The organism is Actinophytocola sp. (assembly GCF_036002505.1).
Lineage (GTDB): Bacteria > Actinomycetota > Actinomycetes > Mycobacteriales > Pseudonocardiaceae > DASYTH01.
Genome location: NZ_DASYTH010000426.1, coordinates 1 through 22,056 on the forward strand (window position 1 = coordinate 1; position 22,056 = coordinate 22,056).

The 22,056-nt window shown below is 69.6% G+C and carries 21 protein-coding genes and 1 tRNA gene; 11 read left to right on the forward strand and 11 right to left on the reverse strand.

All coding sequences use genetic code 11. The features are described 5' to 3' along the window. Positions 1 to 50: 50 nt before the first annotated feature. Both VGR06_RS37620 and VGR06_RS37625 read right to left on the reverse strand, forming a co-directional pair. Entirely contained in the window at positions 51 to 1,163 is a 1,113-nt protein-coding gene (locus VGR06_RS37620) for a hypothetical protein (protein WP_327563993.1), read from the reverse strand. Between the two features lie 298 nt (positions 1,164 to 1,461). Beyond that, positions 1,462 to 2,553, reverse strand: coding sequence for an LLM class flavin-dependent oxidoreductase (locus VGR06_RS37625; protein WP_327564009.1), 1,092 nt, complete (start codon positions 2,551 to 2,553; stop codon positions 1,462 to 1,464). Between the two features lie 130 nt (positions 2,554 to 2,683). On the opposite strand from VGR06_RS37625, the gene VGR06_RS37630 reads away from it, so the two are divergent. From VGR06_RS37630 to VGR06_RS37640, 3 genes are read left to right on the forward strand one after another with little or no spacing between them, the layout of a single operon-like run. Continuing rightward, the gene (locus VGR06_RS37630; RefSeq protein ID WP_327564013.1) at positions 2,684 to 2,992 is read left to right on the forward strand and encodes a hypothetical protein; all 309 of its coding nucleotides are present in this window, start codon (positions 2,684 to 2,686) and stop codon (positions 2,990 to 2,992) included. Positions 2,993 to 3,048: 56 nt separating this feature from the next. Further along, a complete protein-coding gene (locus VGR06_RS37635; protein ID WP_327564010.1) occupies positions 3,049 to 3,342 on the forward strand; it encodes a DddA-like double-stranded DNA deaminase toxin in 294 nt (97 codons plus the stop codon). Then, positions 3,339 to 3,794, forward strand: a complete 456-nt coding sequence (locus VGR06_RS37640; RefSeq protein WP_327563994.1) for an Imm1 family immunity protein — start codon at positions 3,339 to 3,341, stop codon at positions 3,792 to 3,794. Before VGR06_RS37635 ends, VGR06_RS37640 begins: the two co-directional genes overlap by 4 nt. Positions 3,795 to 3,803: 9 nt before the next feature. Here VGR06_RS37640 and VGR06_RS37645 read toward each other — a convergent pair whose 3' ends face one another. Together VGR06_RS37645 and VGR06_RS37650 are read right to left on the reverse strand one after the other, a co-directional pair. Continuing rightward, positions 3,804 to 3,995, reverse strand: coding sequence for a DUF397 domain-containing protein (locus VGR06_RS37645; protein ID WP_327563995.1), 192 nt, complete (start codon positions 3,993 to 3,995; stop codon positions 3,804 to 3,806). Continuing rightward, positions 3,992 to 4,852, reverse strand: coding sequence for a Scr1 family TA system antitoxin-like transcriptional regulator (locus VGR06_RS37650; RefSeq protein WP_327563996.1), 861 nt, complete (start codon positions 4,850 to 4,852; stop codon positions 3,992 to 3,994). Before VGR06_RS37650 ends, VGR06_RS37645 begins: the two co-directional genes overlap by 4 nt. Before the next feature lie 87 nt (positions 4,853 to 4,939). Here VGR06_RS37650 and VGR06_RS37655 point away from each other — a divergent pair, with 87 nt between their 5' ends. Beyond that, positions 4,940 to 5,146 (forward strand): hypothetical protein, encoded by a 207-nt coding sequence (locus VGR06_RS37655; protein WP_327563997.1) that lies wholly within the window; start codon positions 4,940 to 4,942, stop codon positions 5,144 to 5,146. Here VGR06_RS37655 and mfd read toward each other — a convergent pair. The 4 genes from mfd to VGR06_RS37675 form a co-directional block, all read right to left on the reverse strand. Beyond that, the gene (mfd, locus tag VGR06_RS37660; protein WP_327564011.1) at positions 5,143 to 8,688 is read right to left on the reverse strand and encodes a transcription-repair coupling factor; all 3,546 of its coding nucleotides are present in this window, start codon (positions 8,686 to 8,688) and stop codon (positions 5,143 to 5,145) included. The two genes, VGR06_RS37655 and mfd, sit on opposite strands and share 4 nt — an antisense overlap. Before the next feature lie 109 nt (positions 8,689 to 8,797). Further along, positions 8,798 to 9,196 carry a type II toxin-antitoxin system HicA family toxin gene (locus VGR06_RS37665; protein WP_327563998.1) on the reverse strand — a complete coding sequence of 133 codons (399 nt, stop codon included), beginning with the start codon at positions 9,194 to 9,196 and terminating at the stop codon, positions 8,798 to 8,800. A gap of 79 nt (positions 9,197 to 9,275) precedes the next feature. Beyond that, positions 9,276 to 9,605: a cupin domain-containing protein gene (locus tag VGR06_RS37670; RefSeq protein WP_327563999.1), complete on the reverse strand. Its 330-nt coding sequence runs from the start codon at positions 9,603 to 9,605 to the stop codon at positions 9,276 to 9,278. A 5-nt stretch (positions 9,606 to 9,610) separates the two neighbouring features. Beyond that, positions 9,611 to 10,384: an enoyl-CoA hydratase/isomerase family protein gene (locus VGR06_RS37675; RefSeq protein ID WP_327564000.1), complete on the reverse strand. Its 774-nt coding sequence runs from the start codon at positions 10,382 to 10,384 to the stop codon at positions 9,611 to 9,613. A gap of 64 nt (positions 10,385 to 10,448) precedes the next feature. On the opposite strand from VGR06_RS37675, the gene VGR06_RS37680 reads away from it, so the two are divergent. Then, a complete protein-coding gene (locus tag VGR06_RS37680) occupies positions 10,449 to 11,642 on the forward strand; it encodes a PQQ-dependent sugar dehydrogenase (RefSeq protein ID WP_327564001.1) in 1,194 nt (397 codons plus the stop codon). A 307-nt stretch (positions 11,643 to 11,949) separates the two neighbouring features. Then, positions 11,950 to 12,171, forward strand: a complete 222-nt coding sequence (locus tag VGR06_RS37685) for a hypothetical protein (RefSeq protein WP_327564002.1) — start codon at positions 11,950 to 11,952, stop codon at positions 12,169 to 12,171. Positions 12,172 to 12,177: 6 nt separating this feature from the next. Here VGR06_RS37685 and VGR06_RS37690 read toward each other — a convergent pair whose 3' ends face one another. Continuing rightward, positions 12,178 to 12,777 carry a TetR/AcrR family transcriptional regulator gene (locus tag VGR06_RS37690; RefSeq protein ID WP_327564012.1) on the reverse strand — a complete coding sequence of 200 codons (600 nt, stop codon included), beginning with the start codon at positions 12,775 to 12,777 and terminating at the stop codon, positions 12,178 to 12,180. A 23-nt stretch (positions 12,778 to 12,800) separates the two neighbouring features. Then, the gene (locus VGR06_RS37695; protein ID WP_327564003.1) at positions 12,801 to 13,763 is read right to left on the reverse strand and encodes an acyl-CoA desaturase; all 963 of its coding nucleotides are present in this window, start codon (positions 13,761 to 13,763) and stop codon (positions 12,801 to 12,803) included. A 310-nt stretch (positions 13,764 to 14,073) separates the two neighbouring features. On the opposite strand from VGR06_RS37695, the gene VGR06_RS37700 reads away from it, so the two are divergent. After that, positions 14,074 to 14,144, forward strand: a tRNA-Gln gene (locus VGR06_RS37700). A 25-nt stretch (positions 14,145 to 14,169) separates the two neighbouring features. After that, complete coding sequence (locus tag VGR06_RS37705; RefSeq protein WP_327564004.1) at positions 14,170 to 15,993, forward strand: GGDEF domain-containing protein; 1,824 nt, start codon at positions 14,170 to 14,172, stop codon at positions 15,991 to 15,993. 9 nt (positions 15,994 to 16,002) lie between these two features. Here the strand turns inward: VGR06_RS37705 and VGR06_RS37710 are convergent, their stop codons facing one another. Continuing rightward, the gene (locus tag VGR06_RS37710) at positions 16,003 to 16,212 is read right to left on the reverse strand and encodes a hypothetical protein (protein ID WP_327564005.1); all 210 of its coding nucleotides are present in this window, start codon (positions 16,210 to 16,212) and stop codon (positions 16,003 to 16,005) included. A gap of 539 nt (positions 16,213 to 16,751) precedes the next feature. On the opposite strand from VGR06_RS37710, the gene glmU reads away from it, so the two are divergent. The 3 genes from glmU to VGR06_RS37725 form a co-directional block, all read left to right on the forward strand. Next, a complete protein-coding gene (gene glmU / locus VGR06_RS37715; protein WP_327564006.1) occupies positions 16,752 to 18,260 on the forward strand; it encodes a bifunctional UDP-N-acetylglucosamine diphosphorylase/glucosamine-1-phosphate N-acetyltransferase GlmU in 1,509 nt (502 codons plus the stop codon). Between the two features lie 5 nt (positions 18,261 to 18,265). Then, entirely contained in the window at positions 18,266 to 19,246 is a 981-nt protein-coding gene (locus VGR06_RS37720) for a ribose-phosphate diphosphokinase (protein ID WP_327564007.1), read from the forward strand. Positions 19,247 to 19,401: 155 nt separating this feature from the next. Further along, positions 19,402 to 22,056 (forward strand): AfsR/SARP family transcriptional regulator (locus VGR06_RS37725; RefSeq protein ID WP_327564008.1); only part of this gene is annotated, 2,655 nt, incomplete at its 3' end.

Here is a 22,056-nt window from a genome sequence, read left to right on the forward strand (position 1 = left end):
GGACGGTCGGCCCGTCACCGTCGCGGTGACGGGCCGACCGGGTCGCATCACTAACCGGTACGCAACGAGCCGCCGAGCTCATTCACGATCGTGTGCGTCGAGGAGAACTCGATCTCGGTGGAACAGAACACTCCGCCGATGCGCACGGAACCGCACGAGGTCGTCTGCGGGCCAAGGCTGCCCTGGATCATGCCCGCCGCCCCGACGGTCGTCCAGTTGTTGTTCGAATACGGGACCAGGACCGGCCCGCCGCTGTCACCCTGGGCGCCGGCGATCTGGCCGGACGTGCGCTGCTTCCCACGAATGGTCCAGAAGGCACCGAACCCGTCATTGAAGCTGATCAGCAGGTGGTCGACCTGGATTCCGCAGTGCACGCCCGAGTTGGCGCCGCTTGTGCACACCCAGTCGTTCACCGAAAGATCGGCGAATCCGACGACCGTCTTGTGGTAGCCATTCGGGTCATTCCACGCCCCGTCGAACATCCAGTAGAAGCCGCCGGCGGTGAGCACCCGCGCGCCGGAACCCGGAGTCGTCGTGACCGTCGTGCCATAGGAGTTGGCCGAGGCGTCCCAGGCACGGTACGGCGTGCTCGTGCAGTGCCGCGCCGTGGTGGTCCGGGCGACCCCACCGAGCCAGATCGCGAAACCACTCGAGCAGCCCGTGCCGTTCGCGCCACGCATCATGCCACCGGCGTTGAACGGGGCGAAATCCGTCGACCTGGTGACGTACAAGGTCGGTTCCGGCGCGATGGAGACCCCGGTCACCAGCGCGGACACCCCGGTGGCGACCTGCTGGGTCGCCGCCAGGCGCGCCGCGAGAGAAGATTCGTCCGGTGCGCTGCGGTAGTGGCCCTGTACGGCCAGCCCGTCCTGATTCAGGTCCGTTGCCGTAACGGAGGTGATGACGAACCCGTCCCAGGCCGGACTGCTGGCGCTGGCCCACAGCTTGTCGACGCCGTCCTGCAACTGCCTGCGCGAATACTTGACCGGCTTGATCGTCACGGTGATCCCGCGTCTAGCCCCTTCCGCGATCACCGCACCCTGCAAGGTCGATGTTCCGGCCCAGAGCAGCGTTGTGGATTTCGGCTCCGCATAGTTCGCCGACTCGACAAAACCCGCGCCGAAGATTCCTGGTACCTCGATGAGCCAGGACTTGAAACCCATCAGAACTTCCTGGTTTGCGAGAACCACGGGATCCGCACTGGCCAGGTAGTCCGATGTCGACCCGCCGGTGGGCGCAGCAGCGGCCGGCGACGGTGCGAACGCCACCAATCCGATCAATGTGAGTGATGTGACCAGAACCGGTTGAAATTTCATGGACCCTCCAGTTTCTCGATCAATTAGACAATTGTCGAGCGACCGGATTGTCGGTCCGCCATCTCGGATCGGTCAACGCCCGCCTCATCAGCGGACCTTGTTCCGGGCAATATTGGCGCAGTTCTGTCAATTCGGAGGCGACGGCTCAGCGGGACACCGGCACGGTCTCCGCCGCCACCTTCAGCGAGGCATGGGTGGGCGCGTCGGGCACGTGAGCCGGGCGTGCGGCGGCGAACTCCTTGCGCAGCACGGGAACGACCTCCTCGCCGAGGATGTCCAGCTGCTCCAGCACGGTCTTCAGCGGCAACCCGGCATGGTCGACGAGGAACAGCTGCCGCTGGTAGTCACCGACGTACTCACGGAAGCCCAGCGTCCGGTCGATCACCTGCTGCGGGCTGCCCACGGTCAGCGGCGTCTGCTCGGTGAACTCCTCCAGCGACGGCCCGTGCCCGTACACCGGCGCGTTGTCGAAGTACGGCCGGAACTCGCTGACCGCGTCCTGCGACCGGCGGCGCATGAACACCTGCCCGCCCAGGCCCACGATCGCCTGGTCCGCACGGCCGTGGCCGTAGTGCTCGAACCGCTGCCGGTAGAGCCCGACCATGCGCTGGGTGTGCTCCTTCGGCCAGAAGATGTGGTTGGCGAAGAACCCGTCGCCGTAGTAGGCCGCCTGCTCGGCGATCTCCGGGCTTCGGATCGACCCGTGCCACACGAACGGCGGCACCCCGTCCAGCGGCCGCGGCACCGAGGTGAACGACTGCAGCGGCGTGCGGAACCGTCCCTCCCAGTCCACCACGTCCTCCCGCCACAACCGGTGCAGCAGCGCGTAGTTCTCGATCGCCAGCGGGATTCCCATTCGGATGTCCTGCCCGAACCACGGGTACACCGGCCCGGTGTTCCCCCGGCCCAGCATCAGGTCCACTCGCCCACCGGCCAGATGCTGCAACATCGCGTAGTCCTCAGCGATCTTGACCGGGTCGTTCGTGGTGATCAGCGTGGTCGCCGTCGACAGCACCAACCGGCTGGTCCGCGCCGCGACGTAGCCCAGCATGGTCGTCGGCGACGACGGCACGAACGGCGGGTTGTGGTGCTCCCCGGTGGCGAACACGTCGAGCCCGACCTCCTCCGCCTTGAGCGCCAAGGTCACCATCGCCGTGATCCGCTCGTGCTCCGTCGGCTCCCGCCCGTTCGTCGGGTCCGGCGTGACATCTCCAACCGAAAAGATTCCGAACTGCATAGTCACGACAACATAGTTGACGTCGCAACCATTCCACTCACGACCCCTCAGCCGGGTGATTGCTTGTCCCTCACTCCGCTCAGTAGCGTTTTGACTACGCAACATCACCACGCTCTGGGGGTCTCCGCCGATGTCGACCAGATCCATGCTGAGCCCGATGCGGCTGCTCATCACCGCCGCTGGCCTGGCCGTTGCCATCATCGGCTCACTGCTCCTCCTCAACTGGTGGATGGTCAGCTGCGGCCGCCTCGCCTGCGACATCAAGCCCGCCTGGGCCGCCGCCGAAGCCTCCACCCCCGACAGCTGCCCACCCGACCTCAAAGCCGCCGCCACCGACGCCACCTGGGCCCGAGGAATCGTCGACAACCTGCCAACACGGCAACCGAAGACCAAGACCAACGGCTGGCTCTTCGCCGACGGCGTCGCTACCAGAAGCTGACCAGCGGGCAAGGCAGCCGGGACGATCCCGACGCACTGTGGGTCGAGGCCAAGAAACTGCTCGCGGCGGCTCCAGTCGACCAACCTCGTAGGGGAGCATCGCACCCTGCGGCGTCGCATGTGGAGGCCAAGGCCGCCGTCTGGCTTCGACAAAACAAGATCACGTACGCGGTCCTGGTCATCAACCACCGGAAAGGCCCGTGCGGCGAGCAAGAGGATCAGGCCGACGACCCTTACACTTGCGCTGTGGTGGTCCGGGCAATCCTGCCGGTTGGTACCACGATGGTTCTGTGGTGGTCGGACCAGGACGGCCGGATGGTGTCGGTTTCGTACGAAGGGGCGGCGACATGACGGCAGTGGCCACGGGAGAGGCCGCAACCCTGAGGGAGCCCGAGGCTGGACGCCGGGTCTACCGGCGCCATGAGTTCCCCGAGTTGATCGACGCCGCCCTGTTCGACGATGGAGACGGGCTCGGCACGATGCACATCGTGTACGCCGAAGACGTCACGATTCCCCCTCAGCGCGGACGATCCAGTAGGAGCGTTCTGGTGGTGACGGTCAACCGCGGATGGGGCGCGGGCTACTTCCGGAATCCCGATAACTGGGCATGGATCACTCGCAATCCGCAACCCACCACCGAGCCACCCGATCTCCTCTTCGACCCAGAGGCAGGCACCGACTTTCCGCCCGGGGCCGCGATTCCCGTCGGCCATCTCCGACGCGCGATAGAGGAATACCTCCAGACCGGGCAACGGCCCACGTACGTGACGTGGCAAGAGGCTGAGCGGTACATGATCTACTGACCGAACCGCCTATGTCGTGAGGGTGCTCACGAAGGCGCTCCAGCCGGCGGAGGTCACCGAGATCGTTGGGCCGCGGTCCTTGGTGTCGCGGATGAGGACCGTGGCGTCGGTGAACTTGATCTCGACGCAGGTTTGGGAGCCGTTGCTGAAGCTGCTTGTGAACCAGCCTTCCCGGGGCGCCACGGCGGTGTTGTCGATCATGCTAACTCCTTGGCGCTTCGACGAATCAGGCGCAGCGAGTCCTGTGCGTTCAGGGTACGCCGGAGTGCCTCACCGTAGGTGAGCGAGAGGTCCCGCACCTGGATCGGATCGTCGATGATGCCGGCGGCGGTGACGGTCTCCTGCCAAGCCAGTGTGGGTAGCTTCGGGCTCTCGAAGTCGATCAAGTGGAACGTTGAGGCACCGAAGAGGCCGCAGGCGGTAGCGGTGAAGGGAATCACCCGGACATCGATGGTGTCGGGATACTTTTCGATCATCGATGCCATGTGCTTGAGCTGCTCGCGGAGGACGGTGGGGCCACCGGTCTGCTGTACGAGCGCCGCTTGGCTGATGACGGCGGTGAGGTGGAGCGGCTCATCAGTGGTGAGCCGGTCTCGCCGCCGCATCCGGACCTCAACGCGCTGGTCGACTTCGACCTGGCGAACCGCGATGTCGGCGGAGATCATGGCGTGGACGTAGGCCTCGGTCTGGAGAAGGCCCGGGATGATCAGGCTCTCGTACGTGCGGATGGTCTGGGCGCCGTGTTCGAGGCCGAAGAAGCGTTGGAGTTCGGTGCTGAACAGGCCGGAGTAGTTCGACCACCAGCCGCGTCGTTTGGCGGCTTCGCGGAGCTCGGTCAGCTCGCGATGCTCGTCCTTGTCGAACTCGAAGAGGTCGAGGAGGGCCACGAGTTTGTCGGCGGCGAGGATCCGGCGCTCGTTCTCGACGGCGGACCAGTAGTTGCGCGTGAAGCCGAGCGCCTCGGTGATGGTGTCCACCTCGATGCCGAGCTGGGCGCGACGTTCGCGCAGTCGCAGGGCAAGCTCCCAGGTCGCGACCGTCGGTGACGCGGGTGGCATGCTTCGTCCTCTCAGGATAGTTGTCAGAACGGCCGATACGGTACCAGTCAGTTTGACAGGTTACGGTAACCAACCTACGGTCGGTTCATGTTCAACCGAAATACTGTGAAGGTCGGCGCCTGGGTGGCGATCCGCGACGGTGCCGCGATCAGCTACAGCGTCAACGGCCGCACCGACGCGGAGTTCCACTGCGGTGAGGAGACGAGCGGCTTCGACCTGGTGTTCGACCCGGAGCCGTTGCGCGAGTTCGTCCGGGCGGCCACCCAGGCGCTCCAGGACCTGGACGCCCGCTAACCGACCGGCGCGGGCGTCGTCACCAACGTCTGGAGCAGATTGGTGCACCAGTCGATCAGCTCCTGGTCACGCAGCACGGGCGCGCCGATCCGGCCGCCTGCCGCGCCTTCCGTCGGACGGGGCACGGAGATCGTGTTGGTGACGGCCTTGTGCATTGCCTTGGGGTAGAGACGCTTCAGCCGGACGAGTTGCGAGTCGCGAAGCACCAGCGGGCTGATCCGGAGCAGGTTGCCCTGGAGGGTGACCTCGGTGACGCCGTAGTGCCGGCAGGTCTGGCGGAACGTGGCGACGGCGAACAGGCGCTGCACCGGCAGCGGCGGGGCGCCGTAGCGGTCGTTCAGTTCCTCGCGGACGGCCGAGAGTTCGCCGGCGTCGCGGGCGGCGGCGATCTTGCGGTAGGCCTCGAGCCGGAGCCGCTCGCCGGAGACGTAGTCGTGCGGGATGTGCGCGTCGACCGGGAGATCGACGCGGACCTCGGCGAGTTCCTCCTCGTCCTCCACCTCGGGGGCGCCGGCGTGCTTGCGGAACGCCTCGACGGCCTCACCGACGAGCCGGACGTAGAGGTCGAAGCCGACGCCGGCGATGTGGCCGGACTGCTCGGCGCCGAGCAGGCTCCCGGCGCCGCGGATCTCCAGGTCCTTCATGGCCACCGCCATGCCGGCGCCCAGCTCGGTGTTCTGCGCGATGGTGGCCAGCCGGTCGTGCGCGGTCTCGGTCAGCGGCGCCTCCGGCGGGTACAGGAAGTAGGCGTAGCCGCGCTCCCGGCCGCGCCCGACCCGGCCGCGGAGTTGGTGCAGCTGAGCCAGACCGAGCAGGTCACCGCGCTCCACGATGAGCGTGTTGGCGTTGGAGATGTCCAGCCCGGTCTCCACGATCGTGGTGCACACCAGCACGTCACTGTCGCGCGCCCAGTACGCCTCGATGACCTTCTCCAGCCGGTCCTCGTTCATCTGGCCGTGCGCGGTCACGATCCGCGCCTCGGGCACCAGCTCGCGCAGCCGCCGCGCCGCCTTCTCGATCGAGGCGACCCGGTTGTGCACGTAGAACACCTGCCCGTCGCGGAGCAGCTCGCGCCGGACCGCGGCGGCCACCTGCCGGTCGTCGTAGGAGCCGACGTAGGTCAGGATCGGGTGCCGGTCCTCGGGCGGGGTGAGGATCGTGGACATCTCCCGGATGCCGGCCAGCGACATCTCCAGGGTTCGCGGGATCGGTGTGGCCGACATGGTCAGCACGTCCACGTGCGTGCGCAGTGCCTTGATGTGCTCCTTGTGCTCGACGCCGAACCGCTGCTCCTCGTCCACGATCACCAGGCCGAGGTCCTTGTACCGCACGCCGGTCTGAAGTAGACGGTGCGTGCCGATCACGATGTCCACCTTGCCCGAGGCCAGCCCCTCGATCACCTCCTCCGCGTCGGTGGCGTGGGTGAACCGGGACAACCCCTTGACGTTGACCGGGAAGGACTGCATCCGCTCGGTGAACGTGTGCAGGTGCTGCTGGGCCAGCAGCGTGGTCGGCACCAGCACCACCACCTGCTTGCCGTCCTGCACCGCCTTGAACGCCGCGCGCACCGCGATCTCGGTCTTGCCGTAGCCGACGTCGCCGCAGATCACCCGGTCCATCGGGACGCCACGCTGCATGTCGGCCTTGACCTCGTCGATGGCGGCCATCTGGTCGGGGGTCTCGGTGAACGGGAACGCGTCCTCCAGCTCGCGCTGCCACGGGGTGTCGGCGCCGAACGGGTGCCCGGGCGCGGCCTGCCGCGCGGCGTAGAGCTGCACCAGCTCCGCGGCGATCTGCTTGACCGCCTTGCGCGCCTTGGCCTTCGTGTTCTTCCAGTCCGAGCCGCCGAGCCGGTTCAGCGTGGGCAGCTCGCCGCCGACATAGCGGGACACCTGGTCGAGCTGGTCGGTCGGGACGAACAGCCGGTCACCGGGCTGACCCCGTTTCGACGACGCGTACTCCAGCACCAGATACTCGCGCGTCGCCCCGGACACCGTGCGCTGCACCATGTCCACGTACCGGCCGATGCCGTGCTGCTCGTGCACCACGAAGTCGCCCGGCTTGAGCGCCAAGGGATCCACGGCGTTGCGGCGCCGCGACGGCATCTTCGCCGAAAGGTCCCGGGTGGACGTTCCATGCCGGCCGCCGGTGAGGTCCGCCTCGGTGAGCACCACCAGGGCCCGTTGCGGGGCGACGAAACCGTCCTCCAGCGCGCCGCGGACCACGGTGACCACACCGGGCCTGGGCGCCTCGGCGAGGCCATGCTCGGCGCACACCGCCGCCACGTCCGCCTCGGCGAGCTGCTCGACGGCGCGCTTGGCCGTGCCCGCACCGGGCACCACGAGCACCGCGGCGCCCCCCGTCGCGGTGTGCGCGCGCAGGTCGGCGAACGCCCGGGCCACGTCGCCCCGGTACGACTCGACCGGGGTGAGGTCCAGCCGCACCACGTTCTCGTCCGGCGTGGTCAGCTGGGACAGCGTCCACCACGGGCGCCCGGTCTCCCGGGCGTGCCCGGCCACGTCGGCGAGGTCGTGGTAGGCCGACGCACCGAGGTCGATCGGCGCCTTTCCACCACCCGCGGCCGCCATCCACGACGCCTCGAGGAACTCCTGCCCGGTGCGCACCAGGTCGTGCGCCCGGGTCCGGATCTTCTCCGGGTCGGCCAGCAGCACGTGGGCATTCGGCGGCAGCACGTCCGTCAGCAGCTGCAGCTCGCCGCCGCAGAGCGCCGGGATGAGCGCCTCCATGCCCTCGCACGGGATCCCGTTGGCCAGCTTGTCCAGCATCTCGTGCAGGTGCGCGTCCGCCCGGTGCCGCCCGGCCAGCTCGGCGGCGCGCTCCCGGACGCTCTCGGTGAGCAGCAGCTCCCGGCACGGCGGCGCGGTCAGCTTCGCCACGTCGCCCGGCAGCGACCGCTGGTCCGCCACGGAGAACGCGCGCAGCTCGCTGACCTCGTCACCCCAGAACTCCACCCGCACCGGATGCTCCGTGGTCGGCGGGAAGAGGTCGACGATCCCGCCCCGCACCGCGAACTCCCCGCGCTTCTCCACCATGTCCACGCGCGCGTAGGCCAGCTCCACCAGCCGCTCGATCAGCCCGTCGAAGTCGGCCTCCACCCCCGGCTCCAGCTCCACCGGCGCCAACTCCCCCAGGTCCGGCGCCATCGGCTGGATGAGACTCCGCACCGTGGCAACGACCACCCGCAGCGGTTCGCCACCCGGATGCGCCAGCCTCCGCAGCACCGACAGCCGCCGCCCCACGGTGTCCGCCCGCGGCGACAACCGCTCATGCGGCAACGTCTCCCAGGACGGAAAGTCCGCCACCTGGGATTCCCCCAGCAGGTCCCCCAGGACGGCGGTCAGCTCATCGGCCTCCCGCCCGGTCGCGGTCACCATCAGCACCGGCACCTTCGTGGCCAGCGCCGCCACCACCAGCGGCCGCGCCGCCGGCGCCCCCTCGATCTCCAAAACCGGCGCCCCCGCGGCCTCCACCAGGGCCGCCAGCGTGGGACCGGTGCGTACAGCGTGCAGCAAACCGGACAACGTCACGGCTTATCCCCTCACCCAAACGCGGACACACCCCTGCCCAGGACGAGTCCACGGGAGGGGTTCTCCCCTCCAGCCTACGACCCCCGTCAGACGGTTTTCGGAGTCAGGCAGCGGTGGTGAAGGTCGTGGCGGCGACCGTGCTCGGCTCGGGTACGGGATCACCGTTGCGGCGCATCCCGTCCAGGTGGAACTCGATTGCTTCCTTCATCAACCGCAGGCATTCGTCCTGGTCATCAGCGGCGGCCACACAACCGGGCAGATCCGGGCACCATGCACCGTAGCTACCGGTCTCACTGCGCTCGATGATGATCGCGTAGGTACTCACGCCTTCCTCCCACTGACCAGCTTGCCTCAGGATGCTTCGCTCCGTCCCAATGGGCAAGTCTGTGCTCAGCTTGCCGGACACGGTGACCGTCCCCGGCTTGACCGGGTGGTGGAACTGACGGTGACTACCTTTGATGCGAGCCAGGAACCAGCCGTCGGCTTCGATTGTCTTGATCATCTCTCCCACTTTCACGGGCATGCCAAGGTCTTCGGCCATCCCGTGATGTGCCGCCACTACACGATTGGGCGAACAGTCTTCAGGGTTTGGCGACGGTCAGGAGGACCACCGAGGGTTCGAGGGCTTCGACGGATTGGCGGCCGTCGGGGATGTCGAGGAGGTCGCCGGTGCGGGCGTCCCAGGAGTCCTTGCCGGCGTTGAGGCGGATGCGGCCGCGGAGGACCTGGAGGGTGGCCTCGCCGGGGCTGAGGTGGTCGGCCAGGACGGCGCCCTCGGCGAGGGCGATCACGCTTTGCCGGAGCACGTGCTCGTGGCCGCCGAACACGGTCTTGGCGCTGCGCCGGCTGGCGTCCTCGTTGGCGATCTTCAACTGTTCGCGGGCAACGGCGTCCAGGGACAGTTTGCGCATGGTCATCAGTGTCCCCCAGGGAAGCGCGGCGCGCGCTTCTCGAGGAACGCCCGTACCCCCTCGGCGTAGTCGGCGCCGGTGACCGACTCGACGTAGAGCGCCCGCACCGCGTCGTCCTCGACCACCTGCCCGTCGATGATCCGGTTCACGATCGTCTTCGCGCCGCGCACGCTCACCTCGGCCCGCGCGGCGATGGTCTCGGCCAGCGCGAACGCCCGCGCCACCGGATCGTCCACCACCTCGTTGACCAGCCCGATGCGCAGCGCGGTCGCCGCGTCGAGGATCTCGCCGGTGAACAGGATCTGCTTCGCCCACGCCGGCCCGACGGCGCCGACCAGCTGGCGGGTGGACGTGAAGTGGTAGACGATGCCGAGCTTGGCCGGTGTGATGCCGAACCGCGCGCCGGGCGCGGCGACCCGGAGGTCACACGCCAGCGCCAGCTCGCACCCGCCGCCCACGCAGCTCCCGCTGATCGCCGCGATCGTCGGGATGCCCAGACCGGCGATGGCCCGCTCCGCCGCATGCACCGCCCCGCTGTACCGCTGCGCCCCCTCGGCATCGGCCCGCAGCGTGGCGAACTCCCCGATGTCGGCGCCGGCCGAGAAGTGATCGGTACCCCGGATCACCAGCGCCCGGACTCCGGGTTCGGCCGCGACCTTGTCCATCAGCGCCGGCACCGCCGACCACATCTCGAAGCTCATCGCGTTGCGCTTGGCCGGCCGGTCGATGGTCAGCACGGCCAGCGCCCCGTCGATCTCAAGCCTGAGATGCTCGCTCACGAAACCCAACCTATCCGGACGAATCACACAGCGGTGCCACGCCCGGACGGGCATCCTGAGGGCCATGCGTTACGTGTCGCTGTGGTTCGTCGCGATCACCGTGCTCTCCTCGTGCTCGGCGAGCGCGGGGGTGGGGCAGGTCCCGTCCGGCCCATCAGGCGAGGTCAGCGTCCCCAGCTCGGCGGCACCGTTCTCCGGGTTCAAGGTCGAAGAGGTCTACGGCGACCTGCAGCACGGCTGGGACATCGGGTTCCTGCCGGACGGCAAGGTCCTGGTATCCGAGCGCATCGGCCGGTTCACCTTGCTGTCCAACGGAAAGCCCGGCGCGGCCGCCACCCGGCTGAAGGCCGACACCGGGGACATCCTGGTGCGCGGCGAGGGCGGGCTGCTCGGCATGGTGATCCACCCCGACTTCCGGGTCACCCGGCAGTTCACCACCTGCCAGACGCACACCGAGAACGGCCAGGCCAAGGACATCCGCCTGGTCACCTGGCAGCTCTCCGACGACGAGCAGGTCGCCACCCGGGTGAAGGAGCTGCTCACCGGCCTGCCGGTGAACCCGAGCGGCCGGCACTCGGGCTGCCGGCCCACCCTCGCCCCGGACGGCGCGCTGCTCGTCGGCACCGGCGACACGGCCTCCGACCCGCGCATCCCCCAGGACCGGAAACGCCTGGGCGGCAAGGTGTTGCGCGTCTACCTCAGCAACGGCCAGCCGGCCGCCGGAAACCCGTTCCCCGGCTCGCCGGTCTACACCTACGGCCACCGCAACCTCCAGGGCGTGGCCATCCGCCCGAACACCGACCAGGTCTTCACCGCCGAGCACGGCCCGGACAAGAACGACGAGGTCAACCTGCTCAAGGCGGGCGCCAACTACGGCTGGGACCCGTCCCGCGGCGGCGCCAACACCACCGACTACGACGAGTTCGTCCCGATGACCGACCTGCAGCGGTTCCCCGACGCGGTCCCGGCCAAGTGGCAGTCCGGCGACACCACCGAGGCGATCTGCGCCGCCGCGTTCCTCTCCGGCCCCCAGTGGGGCACCCTCGACGGCGCACTGGTGATCACCGCGCTCAAGGGCGCCAAGCTCCTCGTCCTCACCCTCGACCAACCCGGCAACGTCACCTCGGTCAACATCCCACCCGAGTTCAACGACAAGTACGGCCGCCTCCGCGCCGCCCGCACCGCCCCCGACGGCGCCCTCTACCTCACAACCACCAACGGGGACAAGGACAAACTACTTCGGGTGACCCCAGCCTGATCGCACGCCAACACCCTCCCGCTGCTGCCAGACTCGCACCCATGCCAGAACACAAGCGCGACTTCCGCGCCGATTTCCGCAAGATCAACCGATTCGTGGTGCGGAGTGACCTCCGGTTCGCCAGGCTCATGGATCACTTCGGGATTCCCGACGTCTCGGATGAAGAGGTCGACAAGTTCCTCGCCGAGGAGAGCTTGACGCGACCTGTCAAGTCCTCCACGGCCGTCATGGCCCATCTGTCCACAGGCAGTCCATCTGTCCACAGAGAACCTCGTGCGACCCACCCGAGGCGCGCCGGGGAGCCACGATGAAACGCATGACAACGCTGAAAGTTCACGAGCGTCGAATCACCTCACTGGAAGGTTGTGTCACGGACGTCAAGGAAATCCTGACCTCCCACAGTGAGTCGATCTATCGGCTGGAACGGGACAACATCGCGAACCGCCTGGGGATCTCCATGATTCTCGAGCGCCTCGACCTTCCACTGATCACGGAGGAGCAGATCGACGAGGTTCTCGATGCACGGTAGCCGGGCTCAGCCGCGTTCGCGGAGCGTCGGCTTCTTTTCCAGGTGGGATAGGCCTTTCCAGGCCAGGTTGACCAGGTGCGCGGCGACCTCGTCCTTCTCCGGCTTACGCGCCTCGAGCCACCACTGACCGGTCAGCGCCACCATGCCGACCAGCGCCTGGCTGTAGAGCGCCGCCAACTTCGGGTCGTAGCCCCGCGAATCGAACTGGACGGCGAGGATGTGCTCGACCTGGCTCGCGATGTCCGACAGCAGGCTGGCGAACGTGCCGGTCGACGTGGCCACCGGGGAATCCCGCACCATGATCCGGAACCCGTCCGCCGAACTGTCCACATAGTCCAGCAACGCCCGGGCCGCGCGCTCGAGGAGAGCACGCGGATGCGCGTCCTCCGCGAGCGCCGCGGTCATCCGGCCCAGCAGAGCGGACATCTCCCGGTCCACGACGACCGCGTAGATCCCCTCCTTGCCGCCGAAGTGCTCGTACACCACCGGTTTGGACACGTTGGCCCGGTGCGCGATCTCCTCCACCGAGGCGGCGTCGAACCCCCGCTCGGCGAAGAGAGACCGCGCCACGTCAAGGAGTTGTTCGCGCCGCTCCTTGCCGGTCATCCGGATCCGGCCGACCGGAGGTGTCACCCGGTCACTTCGGCTCCGGCGGTGATCTTGGCCAGTCGCTGGGAGGTCGGCCACCGCACGTCGTAGACCCAGCCGAACCGCTCGAACAGCCAGATCGTCCGCGCCGAGATGTCGATCTGCCCGCGCTTGACGCCGTGCCGGGCGCAGGTCGGGTCGGCGTGGTGCAGGTTGTGCCAGGACTCGCCGCCGGACAGGATCGCCAGCGGCCAGAAGTTGGCCGCCTTGTCCCGGGACACGAACGGCCGCTCGCCGATCATGTGGCAGATCGAGTTGGTCGACCAGGTGATGTGGTGCAGCACGGCGACCCGGACGAACCCGGCCCAGAAGAACGCGGTCAGCGCGCCCCACCAGGACCAGGTGATCAACCCGCCGAGCACCGCCGGGAGCACGAAGGTGAGCGTCGTCCACAGCACGAACAGCCGGTTGATCCGGACGATGTCCTTGTCCGCCATCAGGTCCGGGGCGAACCGCTCCTTGTTCGTCACGTCCCGCTCGAAGATCCAGCCCATGTGCGCGTGCCAGAACCCGCGGGCCAGGGCCCACGGCGAGGTGCCGAACAGCCACGGCGAGTGCGGGTCACCCTCCCGGTCGGAGAACGCGTGGTGCCGCCGGTGGTCGGCGACCCAGGTGATCGGCGGGCTCTGCACGGCGAGGCTGCCGGCGAGGGCGAGCGCGATCCGCATGCCGCGCTTGGCCTTGAACGACCCGTGGGTGAAGTGCCGGTGGTAGCCGACCGTGACCCCGAGCAGCGTCAGCCAGTAGAACGCCCCGAAGAGCACGACGTCGACCCAGGTCAGGCCCCAGCCCCAGGCGAACGGCACGGCCGCGATCAGCGCCGCGAACGGCACCAGGATGAAGATGTACACCGCGATCTGCGTGGCCGCGTTCCGCTGCCCCGTGATCACCGGCTTGGGACCGCGCGTGTCGGTTGCAACCTGCTCATCGAGGGTTGTGGTCATCCGAAACCTCATGGCTCTCTACTAAGGCCGACCTAACTTACGACAGCGTAGGTATACCCACGGAGCCCGCGCCATACCCGGCGGCAATCTCACCCGCCGCCACCCCGGCACCGGGAGAAACTCACTGAAACCATGCAGTAACGCAACGCATTCACGACTCACGGAGTGTGATTTCAGTAACACCCGATTGGACGCGCTGCGAACCAATCGTGCGGGCGGTGCTGACCTGCGCAGGGTGGTCGTGCCACGATGTCTTGCTGGGTGCGGGAGACAGGGAGAGGAATCCCGGCATCCGCAACCCAGAATGTGATCCGCCGTGGTGTAAAGGCAGCACCTCAGATTTTGGTTCTGATGGTTCAGGTTCGAATCCTGGCGGCGGAGCGGGGATGTGCGGTGCGGGAGAACCATGACGACGACGCAGACGACAGCCGGCCTCAACAAGGGGTGGATCGCGAGCGTGAACGACGGCGAGCGGGACGACGGCGTGGAGGGGGCGGGCCCCCTCCAGGGGGTCGGTGATGACACCGTGCTTCCCGCGCCCGCCGAGCGGTCGGACGCCTGGCTCGTGGGTCGCGCGCGTGAGCTGCTGCCCACGTCCACCAGCGGTGAGCTGGACGAGAAGCAGCGCCGGACCGACGAGCTGGACCGGCTGCTGGCCGAGGCACAGCATCGCGGCGAGCCGCGGATGGTCGCCCAGTTACTGCGCGCGGCCATCGTGATCCGGGTGGCCGACGCCGACGGCGAGTTGGCCGACTCCGCCGAGCTCTTGCTCGACGAGCTGCTCGCGCACACCAAACGGCACGGACTCGTTGTCCTGCAAGCGGATGCGCACGCCCTGCGGGGCCGCCGGCAGCTGCTGGTCGGCGCCGAGGACAAGGCGCTGTCCGACGTGGCGGTGGCGCTGGCGCTGCTCGACGAGGAGATCACCCCGGACACCGTGCTCGGCCGGCGCACCTCCGACGTGCTGATGGCCGAGACCCTGATGGACATCGGCCAGGTGCTCACCCAGCTCGGTGTGTACGAGGGCGCGGACCTGGTGATGAAGCGGGCGCACCGCTACATCAAGGACAGCGGCGGCCCGCAGATGATCTCCATGCACCTGGTCAACCGCACCCGGCTGCTGCTGAGCTGGGGGCTGCGGCTGGAGCGGATCGGCGAGACCTCGCAGGCGATCAAGCAGTTCACCACCGCGGCCTCGATCGCCGTCGCGGTGGAGGCGCTCGAGCCGGCATTGTCCGACAACCCGGTGGTCAGCGCCGCGCACGCGCTGGCCCACTCCTCGACGATGTACACCGCGCGGCTGGAGAACCTGATCGATGTCCCGCTCTACCCGCGGGACCTGATCCTGGTGTCCATCGCGCTGGCCCGCTGCCTGGAGACCGAGGGGCACACCGAGCAGGCCGTGAAGGTGCTGGGCGACGCCCGCGAGCGGCTGCACGACGCCTCCGAGCGGACCCTGCGCCTGTGCCTGATCCGCGAGTTCGCCCGGCTGTCCGGCACCGACGGCGGCGAGCGCACCACCAACGCGCTGGAGCACTACGCCACGGAGCTCGAGGAGCAGCTCTGGGCCATGCGCGAGTCCCGGATCACCACGCTGACCACCCGCCGCGAGCACGAGCGGCTCTCCCGCCGGCACGGCACGGTGGAGCGGCAGGCCATGCAGGACCCGCTGACCGGACTGGCCAACCGGCGCGCCCTGGACGAGCGGCTGGAGAGCCTGGTCGCCGCCCCGGCCAACCACCCGCTGGCCATCGCCCTGGTCGACCTGGACGGGTTCAAGGTGGTCAACGACCAGATGTCGCACGCCGAGGGCGACGACGTGCTCCGGGTGATCGCCTCCACCCTGCGGGACACCTTGCGCGGCAACGACATGGTCGCCCGCTACGGCGGCGACGAGTTCATCGCGCTGCTGCCCGGCGCGCCGCTGCACGCCGCGGAGAACGCGCTCAACCGCGCGGTGAACGCGGTCGCCGCGCTGCCGCACGACCTCTCGCACGGCGTCACCCTGTCCGTCGGCGTGGTGACGCTGCGCCCGCAGGAGAGCGCCACCCGCGCCCTCGCCCGCGCCGACGCCGCCATGTACCAGGCCAAACGCCAGGGCGGCAACGGCGTCGTGTCCGCCGCGCCCAGCACCGGCACCACCGGCACGCACAACCTGGACAGCCTGACCGCGACGACCTTGACCACGGTCACCACGGACCCGTCCTGGGCGCTGCCGGACGGCACGTGACCGGCGCGATCAGATGGACAGGTCGTAGTCGTCCACCAGATTCCCGCCGCCCTCACCGCTCAGCCGGGCGATGACGCTCAGGTTGGCGTCGTGACGAGCGCAGTGGAACCGGCAGTCGGTGAACGTGGCGTCCGCCAGCCGCCCGGCCTCCGGCACCGCGGCGCGAAACTCCTCGACCCGCACGTCCGTCATCGACTGCACGCTGTGATCGGCTTCCATCAGCAACTTCACCTCGAGGTACTGGCAGCAGCCGATGCTCCTGGCGAGTGCATCTCCTCTTGCCCGCGCTCGCGGTAGTACGCGTCGCCCATTCGGTGCCGGCCGCCCGGGCCAGGGCCGTTTCAAGATCGTTTGAGCAGCGCCTCGGGCGGTGCTACCCGAGGCCGGTGGCGTGCCGGTGGTGCTGGAGCCGCGCGACACCTCAGTGTCCACTGTGGAGTGAATGCGAGGAATGCGTCCTTCCTCACGCCCAGCGCGAGGAAGGACGCATTCATCGCACGACTTCGGAGCCACTGGAATACCTGGCGTCACCACAGTCCCATCAGCAACAGCAACCACCCAGGTGATCTTGAAACAGCCGTGCCGCCGGGACAGCGGGCAGGAACCGGGCCGGAGCGGGCCGAACGGGCGGGCCGCCGGCCGTCAGTCGGGTGCCCGTCGCCTTTGGACGGCCTCATCCCCGGGACCCGGAAGGAGCACATCACCTGCACGTAGGATCGGTCCACCGTGGTAGCCGAGACAAGACTGGGAGCAGCCTGATGCCGGTGGACGCGACCGGCCCGAGCCGTCCAACGCCGTTGACAGTGGTGATCATGGCGGCGGGCGAGGGTACCCGCATGTGTTCCGCGAAACCGAAGGTGCTGCACGAGATCGCCGGCCGCTCCTTGGTCGAGCACGTGGTCAGGGCGTGCGCCCCGCTTGACCCGGACCACCTCGTGGTGGTGGCGGGTCATGGCCGCGCGGCGGTCGAGACGCATCTCGGCGACGTCGCGAAGGACACCGGCAGGACGATCCAGGTCGCCGTCCAGGAGCCACAGCGGGGCACCGGTCACGCCGTCTCCTGCGCCCTGTCGGTGCTTCCGCCGGATCTCACCGGAGCGGTACTGGTGTGCAACGGAGACGTGCCGCTGCTGGACACCGCGGTCCTCGCGGCGCTCCTGTCCGGCCACGACGCCGGGTCCGCGGTGACCGTCCTGACCGCCGTCGTCGACGACGCCACCGGCTACGGCCGGATCGTGCGCGCCGCCGACGGCTCGCTCGACGCGATCGTCGAGCACCGGGACGCGACGCCGGAGCAGTTGGCCATCAACGAGTTCAACGCCGGCATGTACGTGTTCGACGCGGAGGTGCTCGCCGACGCGCTCGCCCGGTTGACCCCGCACAACGCGCAGAGCGAGCTGTACCTCACCGACGTCGTCGGCATCGCCCGCGGCGACGGGCACCGGGTGGGCGCGCTGGTGTGCCCGGACCCGTGGCTGGTCCAGGGCGTGAACGACCGGGTGCAGCTCGCCGCGGTGGGCGCGGAGTACAACCGGCGGCTGGTCGAGGGCTGGATGCGGGCCGGGGTCACGGTGGTCGACCCGGCCACCACCTGGCTGGACGCCGGCGTCGAGCTGGCCCGGGACGCGCGCATCGAGCCCGGGGTGCAGCTGCACGGCAGCACCCGGATCGGCGAGGGTGCCACGATCGGTCCGGACACCACGCTCACCGACACCGTGGTCGGCGCGGGCGCGCAGGTGATCCGCACGCACGGCAGCCAGGCCGAGATCGGCCCGGGGGCGAGCGTCGGCCCGTTCGCGTACCTGCGGCCCGGTTCCGTGCTCGGCGAGCGCGGCAAGATCGGCACGTTCGTCGAGGTGAAGAACTCGCAGATCGGGACCGGCTCGAAGGTGCCGCACCTGTCCTACGTCGGCGACGCCACCATCGGCGACTACACGAACATCGGCGCGGCCAGCGTGTTCGTCAACTACGACGGCGTGGCCAAGCACCGGTCGGTGGTCGGGTCGCACGCGCGCACCGGCTCGGACAACATGTTCGTGGCGCCGGTGAGCGTCGGGGACGGGGCCTACACCGGAGCGGGAGCGGTCATCCGGCGCAACGTCCCACCTGGTGCGCTCGCGGTTTCCGGTGGGCCACAACGGATCCTGGACCGGTGGGTGCTCAAGCACCGGCAGGGCACGGCGGCGGCGGAGGCGGCGCAGCGCGCGCTGGACGAGCAGGCCGGTGAGAATGAACAGGCGGGGACGGACACGGACGGCAAGGGATGATCACCATGATCGCGAAGTCGGGGACCCCCAAGAAGAACCTGATGTTCCTGTCCGGCCGGGCCCACCCCGAGCTCGCCGAGGAGGTGGCCAAGCACCTCGGCATCGGCATCACCCCGCAGTCCGCCTACGACTTCGCCAACGGCGAGATCTTCGTGCGGTTCGAGGAGTCGGTGCGCGGCACCGACGCGTTCGTGATCCAGAGCCACACCGCGCCGATCAACCAGTGGGTGATGGAGCAGCTGATCATGGTGGACGCGCTGAAGCGGGCGTCCGCCAAGCGGATCACCGCGATCATGCCGTTCTACCCGTACGCCCGGCAGGACAAGAAGCACAAGGGCCGCGAGCCGATCTCCGCGCGGCTGGTCGCCGACCTGTTCAAGACCGCCGGCGTCGACCGGATCATGACCGTGGACCTGCACACCGCGCAGATCCAGGGCTTCTTCGACGGCCCGGTGGACCACCTGCTGGCCCAGACCCTGCTGGCCTCGCACGTGGCCGAGCACTACGGCGATGCCGACATCACCGTGGTCTCCCCGGACGCCGGTCGCACCAAGCTCGCCGAGAAGTGGGCCGACGACCTCGGCGGCCGGCCCATCGCGTTCATCCACAAGACCCGGGATCCGTTGCGCCCCAACGACGTCGTCGCCAAGCGGGTGGTCGGCGACGTGCGCGGCCGGCTCTGCGTGGTGATCGACGACATGGTCGACACCGGCAGCACCATCGCCAAGGCGGTGGACCAGCTGCTCGAGGAGGGCGCCGCCGACGTGGTCATCGCCGCCACCCACGGCGTGCTGTCCGGCCCGGCCCCGAAACTGCTGTCCCAGTGCGGTGCCCGCGAGGTCATCTTCACCAACACGCTGCCGATCCCGGAGTCCAAGCAGTTCCCCGGCCTCACCGTGCTCTCCATCGCGCCCCTGCTCGCCCGGGCGATCCAGGCGGTCTTCGAGGACGGCTCGGTGACCAGCCTCTTCGACGGCAACGCATGAGCTAGCGGTGCGGTGACCCACCACCCGAGTCGACCCACGACCGGAGGTCAACATTCCCGAGTTGTCGACGATCGCTGACCGGCCGGCTGCCCCAATAGCCGTCCGATAACCGAACGCTCAGGTCTACCCTTTCGCGGCGGGCGGAGGGAACGGCCATGGGAGCTGGGGTCGACATACGCCTGCTCGGTCCCGTCGAGGTGACCGGCCCGGCTGGGCCGGCCGAACTGGTCGGGGTGCGGCAGCGGGCACTGGTCGCGCTGCTGGCGCTGAACGCGGGCAGCGTGGTGGCCAGGGCGCGGCTGATCGACGCGCTGTGGGGCGAGGATCCGCCGCGGACCGCGGTGCGCACGCTGCAGAGCCACGTCACCCGGGTGCGGCAGGCGCTGCGGACGTGCGGGTCCGGGGACGTGCTGCTCGCCCGGGAGCCCGGCTACCTGCTGGCGGTCGGCCGGGACCGGGTGGACGCGCTGCGGTTCGAGGACGCGGTCCGGCTCGCCCGCACTGAGCCCGGCGCGGCGCCGGACCGGCTGCGGGCGGCCCTCGGGCTGTGGCGGGCCGAGGTGGGCATCGCCGGCGTGGTGGACGGGTGGGCGGCCCGCGAGGTGGAGCGGCTGACCGAGCTGCGGGTGAGCGCCCTCGAGGACCTGTGGGCGGGCGAGCTGGACCGGGGCGGGCACGCCACCGCGGTCGACGAGCTGGAGCGCCTGCTCGCCACCTGGCCCGGCCGGGAACGCCTGGTAGGCCTGCACATGCTGGCGCTCTACCGGTGCGGCCGGGTGGCCGACGCGCTGGAGCGCTACGAGCGGTTGCGCGCCCGGCTGGCTGACGAACTCGGCGCCGACCCCGGCCCGCGGCTGCGTGCGCTGCACACTGCGATCCTGCGCCACGACCCGGGCCTCGAGCCGGCGATCGAGCCGGCACGGCCGGTGCCCGCGGCCCCGGTACCCGCGCAGCTCCCGCCCCCGGCCGGGCACTTCTCCGGCCGCGCCGCCGAGCTGACCGGGCTCGCCCGCGCGACCGAGCCGGTCCTGCTGATCCGCGGCACCGGCGGCGCCGGCAAGACCGCGCTCGCCGTGCGGTGGGCACACCAGGCCCGAAACCGGTTCCCGGACGGTCAGCTGTTCGTCGACCTGCGCGGGCACGACCCGGACACCGCGTTGACCCCGGCCGCGGTGCTGACCCACGCGCTGCGCGGCCTCGGGGTGCCCGGCGACCGCGTTCCCGCCGAGGTTCCCGACCAGACCGCGCTGTACCGGACCCTGGTGCACGACAAGCGGATCCTGGTGGTGCTGGACAACGCCGGCACCGCCGACCACGTCCTGCCGCTGGTGCCCACCGGCCCGGGCAGCCGGCTGCTGGTGACCAGCCGCCGGCAGCTCGCGGCCCTCGCCGTGCATCACGCGGTGCACGCCGTCGACCTCGGCATGCTCAGCGCGCCCGAGGCGCTGGACCTGGTCGGCCGGATCCTCGGCCCCGAGCGCGTCGACCGGGAGGCCGGCGCCGCGGCGGAGCTGGCCGACCTGTGCGACCGCCTGCCGCTGGCACTGCGGATCGCCGCGGCCAAGCTCGCCGCCCGGCCGCACCGGCCCGTCGCCGACCTGGTCGCCGAGCTCTCCGGCCCGGACCGGCTCGACACCCTGGCCCTCGACGGCGAGTCGCCCGGCGTGCGCGCCGTGTTCGCCAGCGCCTACCAGTCGCTGAGCGAGCCCGCGGCCCGGCTGCTGCGCCTGCTCGGCCCGCACCCGGGCACCAGCTTCACCACCCACCTCGCCGCGACCCTCGCCGGCGTCCCGTTCGGCAGCGCCCGCCGGTCCGTCGACGAGCTGGCCGCCGCCCACCTGATCACCGACAAGGGCGCCAACCGCCACCGCTTCCACGACCTGATCCGGCTCTACGCCGCCGAACGCGCCCACGCGGAAGAACCACCGGACAGCACGGCCGCGGCGCAGACCCGCCTGCTCGACTGGTACCTGGCGATCACCCACGCCGCCAACGCCATCCTCGATCCGGCCCGCGACCGGGTGACCCTAGAGTCCGATGTGGACATTCCGTTCCCGGCCAACCGCCCGGCCGCGTTGGCGTTCCTCGACGCCGAGCACACCAACCTGATGGCCGTCCTGCACCACGCGGACGACCCCGTGGCGTGGCGGATGTGCTACCTCCTCGCCGGCTACTTCGAGTCCCGCGGCCACCACCGCGACCGGATCCTCGCCTACCACCACGGGTTGGCCGCCGCGATCCGCCTCGGCGACCCGGCCACCGAGGCCCTCATGCGCAGCGGCCTCGGCATCGCCCACTTCGCCGCCCGCAGTTACGAACAGGGCCTCGAGCACTTCGGTGTCGCCCTCACACTGGCGCGGGTCAGCGGCGACCAGCGCGGCGAAGGCCACGTGCGCAGCAACATCTCAGCCACGCTGGGCCGGCTCCGCCGGTACGACGAGGCCATCGAAGTCGCTGAGCACGCACTCGCCGTGCACACCGCGAACGGACACCAGCACGGGATCACCTTGGTACTCAGCAACATCGGCTGCCTGCATGCCCGCGCCGGACGGCTCGAGCCGGCGCTCGAGCACCTCACGCGAGGGCTGTCGCTGGCCAGGAAGGAACATGACATCCGGCTGGAGGCCGGGATCCTGCTCAACCTGGGCGAGGCCTACCGGCGCGCCGGCAACCACGACTGCGCGATGCACTACCTCACCGCGGCCCTCGCGCTCCTGCGTCAGCAAGGAGACCGGTGCACCGAGGCCAGCACCCTGAGCGAGATCGGCCTGACCCACCTGGGCGCGGGCGATCCGGTCGCGGCCCGGGAC

Bases quoted from the DNA above. Each gene is read 5' to 3' on its own strand.
- VGR06_RS37690 (WP_327564012.1), bottom strand. From the start codon at position 12,777: ATGACCGGCAAGGAGCGGCGCGAACAACTCCTTGACGTGGCGCGGTCT.
- VGR06_RS37680 (WP_327564001.1), top strand. From the start codon at position 10,449: ATGCGTTACGTGTCGCTGTGGTTCGTCGCGATCACCGTGCTCTCCTCG.
- VGR06_RS37685 (WP_327564002.1), top strand. From the start codon at position 11,950: ATGAAACGCATGACAACGCTGAAAGTTCACGAGCGTCGAATCACCTCA.
- VGR06_RS37620 (WP_327563993.1), bottom strand. From the start codon at position 1,163: ATGGGTTTCAAGTCCTGGCTCATCGAGGTACCAGGAATCTTCGGCGCG.
- VGR06_RS37625 (WP_327564009.1), bottom strand. From the start codon at position 2,553: ATGCAGTTCGGAATCTTTTCGGTTGGAGATGTCACGCCGGACCCGACG.
- VGR06_RS37710 (WP_327564005.1), bottom strand. From the start codon at position 16,212: ATGGAAGCCGATCACAGCGTGCAGTCGATGACGGACGTGCGGGTCGAG.
- VGR06_RS37670 (WP_327563999.1), bottom strand. From the start codon at position 9,605: ATGCGCAAACTGTCCCTGGACGCCGTTGCCCGCGAACAGTTGAAGATC.
- VGR06_RS37645 (WP_327563995.1), bottom strand. From the start codon at position 3,995: ATGATCGACAACACCGCCGTGGCGCCCCGGGAAGGCTGGTTCACAAGC.
- VGR06_RS37650 (WP_327563996.1), bottom strand. From the start codon at position 4,852: ATGCCACCCGCGTCACCGACGGTCGCGACCTGGGAGCTTGCCCTGCGA.
- VGR06_RS37630 (WP_327564013.1), top strand. From the start codon at position 2,684: ATGTCGACCAGATCCATGCTGAGCCCGATGCGGCTGCTCATCACCGCC.
- VGR06_RS37695 (WP_327564003.1), bottom strand. From the start codon at position 13,763: ATGACCACAACCCTCGATGAGCAGGTTGCAACCGACACGCGCGGTCCC.
- VGR06_RS37665 (WP_327563998.1), bottom strand. From the start codon at position 9,196: ATGATCAAGACAATCGAAGCCGACGGCTGGTTCCTGGCTCGCATCAAA.
- VGR06_RS37720 (WP_327564007.1), top strand. From the start codon at position 18,266: ATGATCGCGAAGTCGGGGACCCCCAAGAAGAACCTGATGTTCCTGTCC.
- glmU (WP_327564006.1), top strand. From the start codon at position 16,752: ATGCCGGTGGACGCGACCGGCCCGAGCCGTCCAACGCCGTTGACAGTG.
- VGR06_RS37705 (WP_327564004.1), top strand. From the start codon at position 14,170: ATGACGACGACGCAGACGACAGCCGGCCTCAACAAGGGGTGGATCGCG.
- VGR06_RS37640 (WP_327563994.1), top strand. From the start codon at position 3,339: ATGACGGCAGTGGCCACGGGAGAGGCCGCAACCCTGAGGGAGCCCGAG.
- VGR06_RS37655 (WP_327563997.1), top strand. From the start codon at position 4,940: ATGTTCAACCGAAATACTGTGAAGGTCGGCGCCTGGGTGGCGATCCGC.